Below are 16,729 nucleotides of genomic sequence, written 5' to 3' on the forward strand. Positions count from 1 at the left end.
GCGTTTAATAATGATGCATTCAGCAGCCTGAGAGCGAGTCAAAGCGCATTAGCATCAGCGTTTAATAATGATGCATTCAGAAGCCTGAGAACGAGTCAAAGCGCATTAGCAGGATTTATAGGGAGTGCAACGATTGCTTCAATAGACCTTGGTCAGAAAATTAATGCTTTAGTAGACGCTGGTGCAATTACAAGATTACAAGATAGTTTACAAAACTCGGCTAATCTTGGAGTATCCTTGGCAGGATTTCAATCAAAACTGGCTCAAACTGTACATTTAGGTATTCCGAAAGAATTTTTAGAGAATCTTAATCGCATTTCAAGCTTTGAAGTAGCTGACTACAGTGAACTTTTAGAAGACAAAGTTGCTTTATTAGAACGTCAAATTGAGCAAGATTTTACAGAACTAGAGGAAGAATTAAATAAGAACCCTGCAGGAATTTGGAATAAATTAAATGCATGGGCTACTGACATACTCGAAGTCGCTACAACTTTTAGAGAGAAACAGCCATTTGTCTTTTTAGTATTACAGATAATGCTTCTAATTGCGACATTTGTTGTTACACCAGCTGTACAGGACATTATAAAGGAGAAAGTTTTGCATGAAATAAATCTCACTAAAGAAGATCCTGCAAAGAATGCAAAAGAAATAAAGGGGTCATTATCAAAGGAACTAGACGGTTCAGCTAGCCTAATTAATGAGATACGTGTCACTAACAGGAAAACTCCGGTGTTTCGGTCTAATAAAAGAAAAAGTGGGCAAATAGATTCCATTCAAGTTAATAGACCAGTCATCATTCTTAATAAGAAAAGGAATTGGTGTTTTATTATCTATGTAAATCAGCATCAAGAAGAGGTTACAGGTTGGGTCTTTACAGGAAATTTAGTAAAGTAGCTTCTTACACAGCAAGAACTTAAGGATATCATTGCAGGGTATGACCTGGACTATACGCAGTTACACGTTAAAAACCTGTATATAGAGCGTAGGGGCAATTATTCGATCTCTATTACTTGAAATATAGTAGCGAACAATGTTTTGAAGGAGTCTTTTAATTGAGACTCTTTTTTATTTTGGAGCCGATGATTGAATGGGGGAGCGAAGATGCAAAGTTTTTACAAGCGTAATGTTTAAAGAAGTGCTACTTCTGTGTGTTGTTATGGTATGATTTTCCTATGTGTAAATTTTAAGGAGTAGACTTTAATGAAAACAGCACTAGTAAGCTGTACAAAATTGAAAGCTAGTTATTCATGTAATGCAAGAGAGATGTATCAGGAATCAACTTTGTTTAAAAAAGCAATAACGTTTATCGAGCAGCAAGGCTATGAGGATTGGTACGTGTTATCTGCAAAATATGGACTTTTAAGACAAAAGGATATAATTGAACCATACGACTTAACCCTAAATAATTTGGCGGTAGCTGAACGAAAAGAATGGTCTAAATTAGTTTTTAAACAGGTTGAAAATTTACAATTAAATATAACCCAAATGGACTTCTATGCAGGTGCTAAGTATAGAGAACATTTAATCCCTGCTTTAGAGCAAAAAGGAATTGTGTGTAATGTGCCGCTTCAAGGAAAGGGGATAGGTAAACAACTGCAATTTTATAAGGAAAACACAAAGTAATGTAACCAGTAAGAACGAAGAGGTGTATGCCGAATGACGATACCTAAAAGCATTAATCAAGAACATATAATTGAGGCTATTCAAAAGATTGATAGAGAAGGAGTACCAGAACGAAGAGAATCGACAAGATTTAGTCTCACCTATGGAGGAAAGTATTATCCGCCTAAATACGTTATCTCAATTGCAAACATATTCGCAAATGGTGAAGAATACTCACCTTCCATGTTTAGTGGTGGAGATGAGACTAACAAGTTTTTAAAAGGCTTAGGTTTTAACATAGTAGAAAGTGAATTGAAAACAAACGAAGAGGCGAGCAATACATGGATATTCCAAGGCAATCCTAGTATTTTTGATATTGACAACTATGTTCAGAACCATAAATACATCTGGTGGTCCTTAAGGCAAGAACACTTCATTGATAAGATTCAACTAGGTGATGATGTATTTTTATGGAGGTCAGATGGAGGTCAGCGAGGCAGTGGTGGGATATTAGCGAAAGCCAGAGTAGTAACCTCACCAAAGGAAAGAACTGATGATGAAAATGCTAAAGATTATTGGAAGACAGATGCATGGACGAATTCATATCTAGCCGTGAAGTTGGAAGTTCTAGATGTAAAACTTAAAGAAGGATTCATAAGTAGGCTTTCTTTACTTGAGTATCCTGTCTTGAAAGACTTACTAATTCTAAGGCTTAGGCAGCAAACAAATTATTTGTTGTCATTAGAGCATGCAACTGAACTTCATAAGTTATGGAACTCTAGCAATAACAACATGCAAAATGAACTAGATTCAAATGATTTAGAAAATCTTATTGATGATGAAATAACAAAAACTGAGAAAGAGCAGATTATAAAATCTAGAATAGGTCAATCATCCTTTAAAAAGGCTCTTTTAGCAATTAAAAAGAAATGCAGATTGTGCGGAGTTTCAGATGAACGTTTTCTGGTAGCAAGTCATATTAAGCCATGGAGTCAATCTAATCATCAAGAGCGGTTAGATGTTAATAATGGATTGTTGCTTTGTCCAAATCACGATGCTTTATTTGACAAGGGCTACATAAGTTTTGTGGATGATGGAACAATTTTAATATCAGATAGTTTGGATGAAGCAACAAAGGTCTTTCTTAATATCAATAAAACTACGAATATTAATCTAAATGAGGGTCAAAAACATTACATAAATTGGCATGAAAGGTATGTTTTTAAAAACTAATAGTTGGATGTAGATTACTATAGGGAGGAATAGTATTGAAAACTAAAGGAAAGGCATTAGTGAAGCAATTGTGTATTTGTTGCAAAGAGGAAGGGAAAAGTTCAAACAAAGAACATGTTTTTCCTCAATGGATATTAAAAAAAACAAATACATTTTCTAATCCAATTAAAGGAACAGCAGGAACTAAGAAAATTCCAGGGAAACATTCTGTAATACCTATATGCATAGAATGTAATACGGCACTTGGAAACATCTTAGAGAATCCTGTATCTAGAATACTTGAAAACATTGAGGCTGGAAAAGGTTTTAGTGATTATGAAGCAGAACTTTTAATTCGTTGGATGTGGAAAATCACGGGGATGTTTTATTGGCTTGAAAGAGCAAAAGATAAAGGTGATTACGGATTTATTAATATTAAAGAACGTTGCTTGAAAAACATTGAAATGCCGAGGGATAGAATTAGTCTTGCTGTCTCTTTAATAGAAAATGAATGGGTTGAAAAGTTTAACCAATCTCCTATGGGAATCGATGTAATACCAGAAAATTCAAATGTTTTAGCCGCGGGGGTTTTTAATAAAATAGCACTAATAGTGTATTACACTGAGTTTGAAAAACTAGTACCCGAGTTATTCACAAAATATAAACTATCAAATATACCCTCTATGTTAAACCCGAATAATCGAATCTATCCAAAAACAGGTTTTAAGAAAGGAAATGAGGCTGTTGGAAAAACTACTCTCATTTCTAATGGATTGCTATTAAAAGTTCATGAAAATGAAGCATTAAAACAAATGATTAATGCTATTAAGGCGACTAAAGAAAATGATGAGTCTTTACCAGAAGAATTTAAAACCTATATTAATGAGAGAATAAAAAATAGCAATGACTAAAAAGTTCCATGACCTAGTAAGTGAAGTTTAAAAAATTCAAAAGCAATAGTATGTTTATTAACTTATGGGAGGGTTAATATGTCTGACACGTTAACAATTAGAAACATAATAAATAAAGTTGTATCGGGAGAAGTTAGAATACCTTCTTTTCAAAGGAGTTATGTATGGACTCCAGAACAGGTAGCTTTTTTACTAGATAGTTTGTATAAAGAGTTTCCAATTGGAAGTGTTTTTTTATGGAAAACGAGTGAACAATTAAGAATTGAAAAGGACTTTGGTAACTTTAGTTTGCCAGACCCTGAAAAAGATTATCCGATTAAGTATGTTCTAGATGGGCAGCAGCGTCTAACTTCATTATTTACAGTGTTTCAAAGTGTGATAGAACCTACAAGTACAAACCATAATTGGGTAGATATTTATTATGATTATAAGGCTGATGAAAACATGCAAGATAGCCTTTTTATCCCCTTAACAGAAAGCGAAGTAGACTTAACTCGTCACTTTCCTATGAATGCAATGTTTGATTCAGTAAAATATAGAAAAGCTACTTCTGAAGTTGCTGGAGAATACATTGAAATTATTGATAGAGTTCAAGAAAGATTTAAGGAAGTAATGATTCCAGTGCAAGAAATTGAAACTGAAGATAAAGGCAAGGTAGCTATAGTCTTTGAACGAATTAACAGAGCAGGGACTGAATTAGATACTTTCCAACTATTATCTGCTTGGACTTGGAGTTCAGAATTTGACTTGCAAGATGAAATTGAAAAATTGGCAGATGAATTAGAGGAATTTGGTTTTGGAAATATCTCAGAAGATAAGGATTTATTATTAAAATGTTGTAGTGGAGTTATCCTAGGAGAAGCCTCTCCACAAGCTATCATGACCTTAAAAGGGGAAGAAGTTAGGAATAACTTTGAAAAGATAAAAAATGGAATAAAAGGTAGTATTGATTTTCTTCAAAGGGAATTAAATGTAGAATCACTAGGTATTATGCCTTATACATCAATGATTGTTAGCTTAACAAGATTTTTTGCTTCAGATAGAAGAAATGGAAGCTTGTATACTGATAAACAACGGCGTGAATTATTAAGATGGTTTTGGAGGGCATGTTTCTCCCGAAGATATAGCAGTGGTGTAACTCTAAAACATAAACAGGATTTATCAGCAATGGATAGATTAAAAGCAGAAGAAACTCAGGTGATTTCAGATTTTGAATGTGAAGTTACTGATAAATTTTTTGTTGAAAACCAGTTTAATCTAACTTCTGTTAATACTAAAACTTATGTTATTATGCTCGCTAGCAAATTACCCTCGTCATTCATATCTGGAGCAAAGGTCAATTTAAGAGATGTCTTGAAAAATGCAAGTAAAAATGAATTCCACCATATTTTCCCGAAAAATCATTTGAAAGGTCTGGGGAAAAAGGATAAAGAAATCAATTTATTGGCTAATCTTTGTTTCTTAAATAATGCGGATAATCAAAAAATTAAGGATAAAGCACCCACTGTATACAAAGCGTTGTTACCAGAGGATAGACTAGAAGATATTTTAGAATCTCATATTTGTCCTAAGGAAACATTAGATATAAACTATGAAGAGTTTATTCAAAAGCGTATTGAACTTTTAAATGACTATGCTGGGAAACTAATAGAATAGGATACAACACGCAAATGTTGATTTATGTCCAAATACCTATAGTAATTGTCCTCTCATATGTAACACGATTGAATACATTAAATTTTAAGGAAATCTTGCTCTATCAAAAATTTTTATCGTGTGTAGGAAATTGATAATTTCAAGGTTGTATGTCTTAAGAGAACATTTAATCTCTAAGGAAAAAGGCAAGGATTAAAAAAATCATCTATTTTTTGTTTAGTTAGAAATTGAATTATTCGACTTCGACTATTAAAGGAAATCTTTATCTACAGTCTCAAGAGTTTAATTCTGGTCACATATTGGTCACAAGAGTGTGACTAATTATGGGGTATCTAGATAAAATCACTTTCCAACCCCTTTATCTGCCTTAGTTAAACATCCACACCGCTACCTTGACAGGGTAGCGGTCAATGAGGAATTTCCTCGGTTGAAAATAGTAATTTAAGCCATTATAATACAAGAAAGACAATAACGGTCTAAGTTCGCAAAATGACCGTTGGACTGAACGAGCGACAAACAGCGGTATATAAGGGTTCTCAGCAGGATAGAGCCACGGCCTCCTAGCTGCAGGTCGTAGGTTCGATTCCTATCTGGAACGCTAACTTTTTAAAGTCCAAGCCTTGTTATCGAAGGATTTTAAAAAGATAATTGATGCTAACACAGGTTAGAATACTGTGGTAGCATCCTTTTTTTATTCTTACAATATCTCTGTATTGTTCTCATAATAAATTAATATAGGTTGAAATTTACAATAAAAGTGTGAGAATGCTAAAATTAAAGTTATGCAGATTCCCCATCACATCCCTGTAGAAGACAGGTGATAATGATGACGGTAATAAGAAAAGATATGAAAACAGGTAAGTATTTCTTTGTACTGGATATTGGAAGAGATCCTATGACTGGAAAGAGAAAGCAGCTGAAGCGGAGAGGTTTCAATTCGAAACGTGAGGCAAAGTTGGCTCTCGCTAAGCTTCAGTTAGAGGTTAGTAAAGAGAAGGAATTGAGCTTATTCAAGCTGCCTTTTCAAAAGTACCTTTCTCAATGGTTCGAAGCAAAGAAAATCAAATTAAAGCCGAGTACAATTCAAAATTATGAAGAGCAAATCCGCTACAACATTGTTCCGTATATCGGAGATGTGCGGATGGATGAGTTCAGTGAGTCGATCATACAGACCTACATTCAGAAGCTTCACAAAGGGCGTAAACTGTCTCCGGCGACAATCCGAGCTGCTTATGGCATTGTGGCAGAAGTGCTATACAAGGCTTCTCAGAAAGGCATCTTAAACAAGTCAATGTTAGACGATATTTCGTTGCCAAGAATGCCGAAAAAGCTTCGGGTATGGACAGCGGATGAAATGCTATTGTTCCTAGATGCTCCTCGGCGAGTGTTGAACTTAACAAGACACTTTATCGGCTTCAGTATTTCTGCTCAGACAGGCATGCGGATGGGTGAGGTTCTTGGCTTACGGTGGAGTGACATTGACTTTGAAGGTAAACGAATCTTCATTCGACAAACACTCAGTAAGATCGGCGAGGACAGTCTGTATGGCTTCGTGGATGAAGGGAAGACTAATGCCGCTCTGAGAGTTGTCTATGTCCCTGACGCTTTGCTGAGTAGCCTGAGAGTACATCGTGAGCATATCATTCGGGAGCGAGCAGTGATGGCAGATGAGTACCTTCCATATGATTTGGTCGTATGCACGAAGAACGGAAACTGGGTACATCCAAATAACTTTAGACGGGCGTTTAAAGTGACAGTTCAGCAGCTAGGCATTCCCGAAATTCGTCTTCATGATCTAAGACATACGCATGCTACGTTCTTGATGGAAAATAAAGTGAATCCAAAAATCATTCAAGAGCGGCTTGGTCACAAGAATGTAACGGTGACATTGAACACATACAGTCACGTTTTACCATCGATGCAGCTTGAAGCGGCTGGCACGTTTGATGAATTGTTTAAGTCTAGTGACCATAGTGGTGACCAATAATTGAATTAAGCTTCTCAGCCCTTGATATAACTGGGTTTACAGACGGTGATTTTCATGAGGACTGCATGAACATTATCATGAATGACCTTATTGAACTGATGGACCCACGCTACATTGAAGTATGGGGCAAATTCACGCCTCGTGGCGGGATTTCCATTGACCCGTACACGAACTACGGGAAGCCTGGCACGAAATATGAGAAAATGGCCGAGTACCGCATGATGAACCATGACCTGTATCCAGAAACGGTAGATAACCGGTAAGAGGCGCAGGGTATTCGTTTAAAATGGAAATAAGCGATTCGCCATCATAACATGTACAAAAAAGAGATGCCTTAATAAGGCATCTCTTTTTGTTTTCAGCCGCTGATTTTTCACGGAAGACGCTGGAGTCTAAATAAATATCTGAATGAGAAAAAGGAACGAAACCATTTATATATTTATCGGTATATATGAGAGAAAAATGGAAGGCTTGTTTTGAAATAGAAAAAAAGGAACCTTTTTATCGCATTTCATAAAAATGTCGTTTTTACTGAGATAGGTCATTTTTCACTTTATCTACCTAGTACGTATCACGCATACTGGTAAATAAGGAAATTGGATCCTTTTGTAATGCACACAAAAAGAGGCCTCCGCCCACTCAAAGGGCAGGCATTATAGTGTTTGTGATTGTCTATAATTATGCCTTCATAATTATATATTTATTTTTGTTAAGGGAGGAACTGACCATGTTTAAAAGCAAAAGTTCAGTAAGGGAAATTGGAAACAATATTGATAAGGTTTTGTTAGAGATTAAAGATATTCAATCGGATATTGACCGTTCTTCTGATAAAATTGACAACGAGTTAAATTCTTGCTCGCGTGAGCTGATCAACGCGCAAACAACGTTAGGTGAAATTCAGCCGCTTATCGATTCACTTGTGGCTCAAGTTGGCAAGGATGCACCAGATCATATCAAGGTATTGGTCGGAACCATTTCAGACGGGATTACCGGCAAAGTGAGAAACACATTAAACAACTTAGCTGAAGTACAAAAAAATGTGAAAGACGTCGATAAGCTTACAGATGAAATTGATACATTAACAGACCGGATCAACAATAAGGTTAAAGAAATTGACGATATTACAGATAAAGTTCAAGGCTAAAAGAAGGGAGTACTGTCATGAGCTATATTAACTCCAACTCAAACGGCTGGGGAAACCAGCATACAAATGATGTGGCGAATAAAGTGGACCATATTGCCGATAAAATTCAATTTGCAGTAGATATGGTAAATAACGCTGCCATCAGTTTAGAGTCCGCCCAGCAAGAGTTGAATGCATTGGCGAATGCACCGTACCCGCCACAATCGTCACAACTATCCCAGTTAGCGAGCCGTATCGGTACAAGTAAGCGCCAGATTGATGATGGTTTAGCTAAAATAAAAGAAATGGCACGCACGATTGATTCTGAAACAGACCATATCCAAACAAATAACCAGCACCGCGGATGGTAGGAAAGGTTCATTCAGGGCTGTGGTATACCTGCTGCGTATATAGCCAGATGAATATAAAGTCCAAACAAAAGAAGGTGTCTTATGAAGACACCTTCTTTTGTTTGGACTGCTGCGAGCCGCTCTGTAAAAAGGATAAATGAAGAAAATAAAAATGGTTTCTTCTTTCTCATGGAACTTCATTACGACAGAGGAGAGGATTTTATTGGGGGTTTTTTTCGAAAAATGCCCATAGTAAAGAGTGGAGGCAGAGGCTTTTCTGGCTGGACGGATAAAGCTTGTTTAAAGCGTTGACAGAAGGGGGTAAAAGAAAGGCACTACTACAAAAGGCGGGTTATAAACTATGCGTATGTCCTGTATGGGAAGCATTCTCATTTCCATTGTTTTATCGATTGTTTTAACGATCGTATTAAACATGCTGTTCTTTTAATAAGGACTAGAAAAGTGGCAGCATGGAGATAAATGATCGTACAGTCCACTCATGTAAGAGAGCCGGGCTCGAATAAAAAGCGATGCTCTGCATCGCTTTTTTACTAGTCATCCGAAAGTTGGTGGACTTTATTCGTGCATGATAAAATAAATAAATTGAAGCATGTAATCAGTTCTTATACGTATGAAATAAGCGGATAAAGAAGGGGATGCGATGACAATCAGCCAGGCGATGTTGTTCGTTGGAGCAGCAATCCTTTTAACGTGTATTCCGATAGCGGGGAAATACTTTCGTGTGTTAAATACGCTTTTGCATGAGATTGGCCACGTACTCGCAAGTCTCTTGTCGGGCGGCGGCATCCACCACGTCCAGCTGTTTTGGGATACGAGCGGCGTGGCCTATACAACGCATGCCAACAGGCTCGCTGCGATTGTTACATCGCTTGCCGGCTATCCGTTCGCATCTGCTTCTGCGTTTTTTGTTGCCTGGGCATCGCTGAATGGTTATATCGGCTGGCTGTATTACGGCCTGTTTATGATTTTAGCGGTCAGTTTAGTGTTATGGGTGCGCAACTGGTTCGGCTTTCTTTGGCTTGTAGCGTTTTTTGCAGGAACCGCGGCCATTTATATGTACGCATCTGGGGCTGTTCAGCAGGCATATATGTATGTGATTACAGCGGTTTTGCTGGTGGAATCTGTCCGCAGCAGCTGGGTCATTTTTTACTTAAGCCTTATTTCTCCTCAAAAAGCAGGGGATGCTTCTGCTTTAAAGCGCTCTACCGGGATTTCAAGCCGCGTTTGGGGACTGCTTTTTTTGATTCAGGCTTTGTATTTCGGCATTTATTTACCCGGCAAGCTGCTTGCCGGGTAGGAAAATTTTATTTTGTTAAAGCAGTCCATGAAAAAAGTGCGGCGACAAAGCGTGCGTTTTGTCGATATGGATAAAAGCGTTATAGCGTTCGGATAAGCGCGACGGAACATAATTGCCAAATCGTTCTCTTCCAGGGTGATAAACAACACCGATAGCCCGATGTCCGACTGTTTCCCGAAACAGCTCTTGGTTTTCAGGGCCAAATAAAATGTATTGATTAAAGGCGCCAGCCTTATGAAGCATATCTTCCCAGCTTCCAGGCATTGCTTCCGGCACCGGCATCACTTCCATTTCTTCTCCCCATCTGTCAGCAGCGATCACAGTACCACGGTGAGTGCCAAATCCGATTGCAAATACTTGATCGTGCCCGTATATTTCCCGGGTCAGCTGCCCGACGTTTACCATATTTTCCTCTGCCATATCTGTGGCACGCGCATCACCAATATGTGTATTATGCTCCCATATGACTCCTTTTGAGCCGGCTCCGTAATGAGCCGTAATAAATCCAAGAGCCTCTACCATATGACGGTCACGGATATTCCATGATTCATTTCCGTTGGTTACCATTGCGTGATAATACGATTCTGCGTTTTTCGCTGCAAGGGCATTTACCTGCATATTAAGGGCTGCTTCCGGATCAAGCGTATACGTTTTTCGGTTTTGCTGGATGGTCTTGAGTAAATCCATGACTTCTTCCATGCAGCTTTCACCGTAAAAAGCAGCAGAAATGCCATATTGCTCGGCCTGGCGGTGAAAGGGTTCAAAGCATTCAAATGCCCGCTTCGCTTTCTCCACATCAGGCGATCCAATCTCTTCCAAGTAATCAACAATGGCTTCCATGGATTCCCACAGGCTGTACACATCCATCCCATAAAACCCAACCTGTTTTTCATTTGTTTGATTAAAATCGTATAGCCAATTTACCAGGTCTTCTATTTCATCGTTTGCCCACATCCAGGATGGCCAGCGGCGAAAAGAACGAAGCACTTCTTCCGCATTGGCATACTCCGGCGCCTGTCCTTTTATATAGCGGTTCACTTCAAAGCAGGCTGGCCAGTCTCCTTCCACTGCAATAAAGGAAAAGCCATGCTCTGCAACCAGTCGTTTCGTAATGGCAGCACGTGTAGTGTAAAATTCAGATGTTCCATGTGATGCCTCGCCAAGCAGGACATATTTTGCATTTTTGGCCGCTTGAACAACAGGAGACAAATCTTCAGCATGCGAAAAACGGACAGCGTGCTGTTTAATGCGGTCCACGTACTGTTCTGTTTTGAGCATTTTTTCACTCCTCACGTTTTTTTTAGTATAGCCATAATCACGAACTTCATTGCGGTTGTAAAACGTTTTATTTATAACCCAATCCTGCTTTTTTAAAACTTATTTTGGCTGTGTGTTTCAAAATGGAGGATAACGGTAATACTAATTGTAACGAAGTGAAAGGAGGTGCAGAAACATGAAGGGTCTTGATTCTGTTGCACTCATTTTGTTGATTGTCGGTGGTATTAACTGGCTTCTTGTCGGTTTGCTGCAATTTGACTTAGTGGCTTCCATTTTCGGTGGACAAGATGCTCTTCTGGCAAGAATCGTTTACATTCTTGTTGGATTATCTGCATTATATTCACTAAAATTTCTGTCACTTATCAACCGGGACAATGCACGTCACACTACTCACTAACACTACTTTGAGTATGGATAAAAAGCTGTTTTAAGCATCGCGCTTACTGGATGTTTAAAACAGCTTTTTTGCGTAAAAGGCAAAAAAGCCGGCTGCAAGTTTCTATAAATAAAAAGCAAATGAAGCAAAAACATGATACACTGAAAAAAAACAAGCATGGAGGAATAAGGATGGCTGAAAAGAAAATGACGCTGCAAGAAGCAATGATGAAAAAGCTGGAAGAAAAGAAAGCACAAAATGCTGGCGGCAATGCAAAAGGAAGCTTTAATACATCAACGAAAAAAATGCAAAGCCAGCAAACGAAAAAAGTAAGCAACTCTCGCCGGAAAATGGGTGTGTAATATACATCTTGAAAATAAAAGTATCAGGAAAAAGATCTTGTGGTATACTCAATATACCATTTAACAATCCATGTTGATGTTGATGCAGCCCTCTGTTTATTTCAAACAGAGGGCTTTCCGTTTTCAAATAAAAAAAAGCAGACTTTCAAAAGAAAGTCTGCTGCGTATAACGAAGTGAAATTACGCTTTTTGTACGTTTGTTGCTTGTGGTCCGCGTTGACCTGCTTCAACATCAAATGTTACAGCTTGGCCTTCGTCTAAAGATTTGTAGCCGTCACCTTGAATAGCTGAGAAATGAACGAATACGTCATCTCCAGATTCGCGTTCGATGAAACCAAAACCTTTTTCTGCGTTAAACCATTTTACTTTACCTTGTTCCATGTGTGTTTCCTCCTCGTGTGCTCTGCACACATTGTGTTACTATCCTTGCTCACTACGTTCAGATGGAAAGTTTATCACTTAACAGCTTTTTCCGAACAAAAATAATTCTTTTTCATAATAACAGGAAAACGGAAATAAAGCAAATTTCTTTCGTGAAAAAGAATGAATCATCAAAAAAGTTTGTCAATCTTTCTGACAAACTTCGAGACAACCATCTTGATTCTTTATATAGTGAAATTAGCAAGACAGAATGAACACTTTCAAGAAAGGAAGATGGAAATGGACACCACTGCAATCACAAGCCAACAAGCCGGTGCTGTGACATTGGAAACGGATATCTGTATTGCAGGAGACGGGCCGGCCGGGATGATTATGGGGCTTTTTTTAGCAAAGCAGGGCATGAATGTGATCGTGCTGGAGAGGAACCCGGATTTCCATCAGCCACAACAGCAAAATGAAACGTCGTTTACACAGCTTATGTATGAGCTTCAGCTGCTTGATAGCGTTGACCGGCATATTAAACCGGCGATGCAGGAGCTCTACGTTTTTCTGGAAGAAGAGAAAGTACAGCAGCTGCTCATGAAGCCTTTATATAAGCATAATGGACATATGAACCGAATGGTGCTGCTCGCGCTGTATCGGCAGGCTGAATCCTTTTCGAATTTAAAGCTGCTCAAAGGCGTTTCCGTCAAAGGAATTTTGTTCGACGAAGATGTGCTTGCCGGCGTATACGCCGAAACAGACGAGCAAACCTATTTTATCCATTCAAAAATCACGGTAGGAACAGACGGAGAACCGCATCAACAAATCGAAAAAGCGGCATTGGCAGATAAGAGCCTTCTCTGGATGACGGAGAGCATGGACTCTGTATCGGAAGCAATGTAAAATCAAAAGAGCCTGCTTGAGACAAGCAGGCTCTTTTGATATGGAAACAGCCTTGTGTGGAACAAACCGGTGCCCCATGATAAACTGAGGGAAAGAACTGGATTAAAGGGGCGGTCGCCGTGGGGCGAAAACGGGCATTTACAGAAGATGAGCTTTTGGATACGGCGGAGGCGCTTATTGTGCAGCACGGTTACAGCAGCTTTCATTTAAAGCTGCTGGCCAGCCATCTGCCAGGAGCGCGCAGCACGATTTATCAATATTATGCAAACAAAGAAGAGGTAGCAGCAGCTGTCATGAAGCGGGCAATGGTACGGGCTCTTGTAAAAGCCGGAAGAGTCGATGAAACGGACCCGATTCAAGCGCTGCAGCAGCTTTTGCGTGTATATATGGAAGAAGCGGATCTTCATTATTTTTTAGGAGACGCCCGCAAAGTGGATGTCACCCAATCTGAAAAAGCGGCACAGCAGGTGAAAGACGTACTGGTTATGCTTAAGCATTTGCGCGGACAGCTGGATCGGATTTTTGACACCGCGCAAAAACAGGGCACGGTTCGTTCAGACATCCCTATTAAGGTTCTGGCCGGTTTGTTTTTTCAGCTGATTAATACACCAAATTCCCTGCAGCTGCCGCCGCATGAATGGGCGGATTACTTGTTTGCATTATGGTATGAAGGAAGCGGAGCGCATTGACGCTCCGTTTTTTACATTTTAAATTTGACAGTTGTGTCAGAAATAGAATTTAATAAAGACATTCTAGCTGCTTAAGGAGGAACAGATATGAAAAAAGCACTCCAGCCGCTGACGGATTGGGTGACGACGAAAAAAGGAATGTGGACCGTGCTGGCAGCCTGGCTGCTGGGGATTGTGATGTTAAGCGTATGGGCACCGGCAGCACGTGATTATACTGCGGATGCTTTTGAATCGCTGCCGGAGGATGCAGTATCGATTGAGGCGGCAAAAAAAGTGGAAGAGTATTTCCCGGACGAAGGCGGCACGCCGGCTATTCTCGTTTTTAACGAGGAAAATGGAAAAGTAGAAGAAACGGAGATTGCCCGGACGCTCGCCTCTATTGAGGAAGAAGTAGACGGGATCACAGGTATAGCACCGTTTGCTCAGCTGCCGCCTCAGGCGCGATCCGAGTTTTTATCGGCGGATGCCTCTGCCGCAGCTATCCCTGTTGTGTTTCAGGAAGGCTTCACCAGCAAAGAGTTTGAGCCGCGTATTAACCAGATCACAAAAATTGCTGGAGAACAATCCAGCAGTAAAGTGTATGTAACCGGGCCAGCCGGTATTGCGGCCGATACGACTGCCCTTTTTTCACGAGCAGATATTGTACTGCTGTTATCAACGGTTGTTCTTATTTTAGTTTTACTTATTGTGATTTATCGTTCACCGTTGCTTGCGTTTATCCCACTTTTGGCATCCGGTCTCGTGTATGCAGTAACGGATCGGATATTAGGTCTTTATGGAGCCGCGGGGCTTGAGATGAGCAGTCAGGCTCTGTCTATTATGACGATTTTGTTGTTTGCCGCAGTCACTGACTACTCGCTGTTTGTGCTGGCGCGTTTTCGTGAAGAGCTGCGCCGCCATGACAGCAAATTTGATGCAATGAAATGGGCTATGAGGGAAACAGGAGAGCCAGTTTTTTTCTCCGGCGGTACCGTGCTGGCAGCGATGCTTGTGTTGTTTTTTGCACATATTCGCGACTATCAAAACTTTGCGCCGCTTTTTGCCACCGTCATGGCAGTGATTATGCTTGCTTCTGTTACACTCGTGCCGGCTTTGTTTCAGTTGTTTGGACGGCGGTCATTTTGGCCGAAGGTCCCTAAGGCGGGAGAAGGGGAGAAAAAAGAGAGCGGCCTTTGGGGACGCGTGGCGCGTTTTGTGACAACTAAACCTGTACTCTCTGGCGGTATTGTACTTGTATTTCTTCTTGTCTCAGCTTTTAACGTAGTCAATATTAGATATGAATTTGATACATTAAAATCCTTCCCGGACGATATGCCGTCTCTTGTCGGATATCGTATCATTGAGGACAAATTTTCGGCGGGAGATGTATCGCCGACAACCGTGATTTATGAAGGAAACGGGGATCCGGCTGCTTTAGCCGCGGAGCTTAACAAACAGGAAGGTATTTTATCTGCCGTCCCGCAGACATCTGAAGCATCAGGAAATGCACATGAGCTGACCCTTGCTTTCGAAGCGGGCCCTTATAGTGAAGAAGCGCTTAATACGCTGTCCGGTTTAAGAGAGCGGGAGGAGGAGCTCTTTGACGATGCAGGAATAGAAGGCAAGCTGTTTTTTGCCGGGGAAACAGCCGAGAAGCTGGATGACCGGGAGTTGAACGATCGGGATTTACTGCTTATTGTAGCGTTTGAAATTATCCTGCTTTTTGTCCTGCTCATCATCCTTACGCGCTCGTGGAAAATGCCGCTTTACATGGTCGGGACGATCGTCCTGTCGTTTTTATCTGCGCTTGGCCTGGGGCTGTTTTTAACCAATGCGCTGTTTGGCATCGACGCCATCAGTACAAGAGTGCCGCTGTATTCGTTCGTGTTCCTCGTTGCGCTCGGCATCGATTATAATATTATTCTCGTTTCACGCTACATGGAAGAACGAAAAAAGCATTCGCTCAAAGCAGCAGTTGAAAGGGCTGTAGCCAAAACAGGAGGAGTAATTTCATCCGCCGGTATTATATTGGCTGCTACTTTTGCTGTATTGATGACACAGCCCATTGAAGTGCTGTTTGTATTTGGATCCATCGTTGCAGTCGGCATTCTCATTGATACCTTTTTTGTAAGGGGGCTTTTGCTGCCGGCATTGATTTTATTTTTTGAAAAAGAAAAAAGCCGTCCATAATGGACGGCTTGAGACTGACGACAAGGTCGTCAGTCTTTTTTTGTGAAAGCTTTCACGGCTCAAAACGGCAGGTGTCTGTTCAGGAAATAGTGTTTCTTAAAAAGAGCCGATAGGGGAAATCGGCCAGACTACGCTTTCCACGGGCAGTGCGGGAGCCTCCTCGGCGCACGCACCTGCGGGGTCTCCCGACTCACTGTGCATCCCGTTGGAGTCTTCGTCTGGCCGGCTTCCCCATTTGTTTCGAAAAAGCAGCAAATAGGGTATGTCTACATATGCTTTTACCACTTTAGTGATGGAGGCTAGTGTACCAATTAGGTTATACAGTTTTTTCACCCGCCGCCTTATCGGCTCTCATCCCAACAGCCCGCGCTCCTTGCATCAGGAGCAAAGGGTTTTATTTGTCTACAATCTAAAGCCGTTGAATAGAAAA

17 protein-coding genes and 2 pseudogenes are annotated in these 16,729 nt (G+C 40.3%); 16 read left to right on the plus strand and 3 right to left on the minus strand.

The features are described from left to right. The 11 genes and pseudogenes from RG959_RS18435 to RG959_RS18485 all read left to right on the plus strand — a co-directional run. Window positions 1–894, plus strand: a pseudogene (locus RG959_RS18435) (hypothetical protein); the annotation flags it as partial. 306 nt (window positions 895–1,200) lie between these two features. After that, a complete protein-coding gene (locus RG959_RS18440) occupies window positions 1,201–1,623 on the plus strand; it encodes a DUF6884 domain-containing protein (protein ID WP_342798380.1) in 423 nt (140 codons plus the stop codon). 33 nt (window positions 1,624–1,656) lie between these two features. Next, window positions 1,657–2,835 carry an HNH endonuclease gene (locus RG959_RS18445; protein WP_342798381.1) on the plus strand — a complete coding sequence of 393 codons (1,179 nt, stop codon included), beginning with the start codon at window positions 1,657–1,659 and terminating at the stop codon, window positions 2,833–2,835. 35 nt (window positions 2,836–2,870) lie between these two features. Further along, window positions 2,871–3,725, plus strand: a complete 855-nt coding sequence (locus RG959_RS18450) for a hypothetical protein (protein WP_342798382.1) — start codon at window positions 2,871–2,873, stop codon at window positions 3,723–3,725. A 78-nt stretch (window positions 3,726–3,803) separates the two neighbouring features. Continuing rightward, window positions 3,804–5,381: a GmrSD restriction endonuclease domain-containing protein gene (locus RG959_RS18455; protein ID WP_342798383.1), complete on the plus strand. Its 1,578-nt coding sequence runs from the start codon at window positions 3,804–3,806 to the stop codon at window positions 5,379–5,381. Window positions 5,382–6,204: 823 nt separating this feature from the next. Then, entirely contained in the window at window positions 6,205–7,368 is a 1,164-nt protein-coding gene (locus tag RG959_RS18460; protein ID WP_342798384.1) for a site-specific integrase, read from the plus strand. A gap of 44 nt (window positions 7,369–7,412) precedes the next feature. Further along, window positions 7,413–7,631, plus strand: a pseudogene (locus tag RG959_RS18465) (tunnelling fold family protein); the annotation flags it as partial. Between the two features lie 464 nt (window positions 7,632–8,095). Next, a complete protein-coding gene (locus RG959_RS18470; protein ID WP_251271991.1) occupies window positions 8,096–8,512 on the plus strand; it encodes a hypothetical protein in 417 nt (138 codons plus the stop codon). 17 nt (window positions 8,513–8,529) lie between these two features. Then, complete coding sequence (locus RG959_RS18475) at window positions 8,530–8,862, plus strand: hypothetical protein (RefSeq protein WP_251271990.1); 333 nt, start codon at window positions 8,530–8,532, stop codon at window positions 8,860–8,862. Window positions 8,863–8,943: 81 nt separating this feature from the next. After that, the gene (locus tag RG959_RS18480; RefSeq protein WP_342798385.1) at window positions 8,944–9,153 is read left to right on the plus strand and encodes a hypothetical protein; all 210 of its coding nucleotides are present in this window, start codon (window positions 8,944–8,946) and stop codon (window positions 9,151–9,153) included. Between the two features lie 349 nt (window positions 9,154–9,502). Further along, window positions 9,503–10,159 (plus strand): M50 family metallopeptidase, encoded by a 657-nt coding sequence (locus RG959_RS18485; RefSeq protein WP_342798386.1) that lies wholly within the window; start codon window positions 9,503–9,505, stop codon window positions 10,157–10,159. Between the two features lie 15 nt (window positions 10,160–10,174). Here RG959_RS18485 and RG959_RS18490 read toward each other — a convergent pair whose 3' ends face one another. Then, entirely contained in the window at window positions 10,175–11,437 is a 1,263-nt protein-coding gene (locus RG959_RS18490) for an erythromycin esterase family protein (protein ID WP_342798387.1), read from the minus strand. Between the two features lie 175 nt (window positions 11,438–11,612). Here RG959_RS18490 and RG959_RS18495 point away from each other — a divergent pair, with 175 nt between their 5' ends. Together RG959_RS18495 and RG959_RS18500 are read left to right on the plus strand one after the other, a co-directional pair. After that, window positions 11,613–11,834 (plus strand): DUF378 domain-containing protein, encoded by a 222-nt coding sequence (locus RG959_RS18495; protein WP_342798388.1) that lies wholly within the window; start codon window positions 11,613–11,615, stop codon window positions 11,832–11,834. A gap of 170 nt (window positions 11,835–12,004) precedes the next feature. Next, entirely contained in the window at window positions 12,005–12,175 is a 171-nt protein-coding gene (locus tag RG959_RS18500; RefSeq protein ID WP_242233814.1) for a hypothetical protein, read from the plus strand. Window positions 12,176–12,355: 180 nt separating this feature from the next. Here the strand turns inward: RG959_RS18500 and RG959_RS18505 are convergent, their stop codons facing one another. Next, entirely contained in the window at window positions 12,356–12,556 is a 201-nt protein-coding gene (locus RG959_RS18505) for a cold-shock protein (protein WP_050181749.1), read from the minus strand. 279 nt (window positions 12,557–12,835) lie between these two features. Between RG959_RS18505 and RG959_RS18510 the strand changes: the two genes are divergently transcribed. The 3 genes from RG959_RS18510 (at window position 12,836) to RG959_RS18520 (ending at window position 16,299) form a co-directional block, all read left to right on the plus strand. Next, window positions 12,836–13,441, plus strand: a complete 606-nt coding sequence (locus tag RG959_RS18510; protein ID WP_342798389.1) for an FAD-dependent monooxygenase — start codon at window positions 12,836–12,838, stop codon at window positions 13,439–13,441. A gap of 119 nt (window positions 13,442–13,560) precedes the next feature. Beyond that, window positions 13,561–14,130 carry a TetR/AcrR family transcriptional regulator gene (locus tag RG959_RS18515; RefSeq protein WP_342798390.1) on the plus strand — a complete coding sequence of 190 codons (570 nt, stop codon included), beginning with the start codon at window positions 13,561–13,563 and terminating at the stop codon, window positions 14,128–14,130. A gap of 87 nt (window positions 14,131–14,217) precedes the next feature. Further along, window positions 14,218–16,299, plus strand: coding sequence for an MMPL family transporter (locus tag RG959_RS18520; protein ID WP_342798391.1), 2,082 nt, complete (start codon window positions 14,218–14,220; stop codon window positions 16,297–16,299). A gap of 96 nt (window positions 16,300–16,395) precedes the next feature. Here the strand turns inward: RG959_RS18520 and RG959_RS18525 are convergent, their stop codons facing one another. After that, window positions 16,396–16,632, minus strand: coding sequence for a hypothetical protein (locus RG959_RS18525; protein ID WP_342798392.1), 237 nt, complete (start codon window positions 16,630–16,632; stop codon window positions 16,396–16,398). Window positions 16,633–16,729 lie beyond the last annotated feature (97 nt).

Source organism: Domibacillus sp. 8LH (genome assembly GCF_038806185.1).
GTDB lineage: Bacteria > Bacillota > Bacilli > Bacillales > Domibacillaceae > Domibacillus > Domibacillus indicus_A.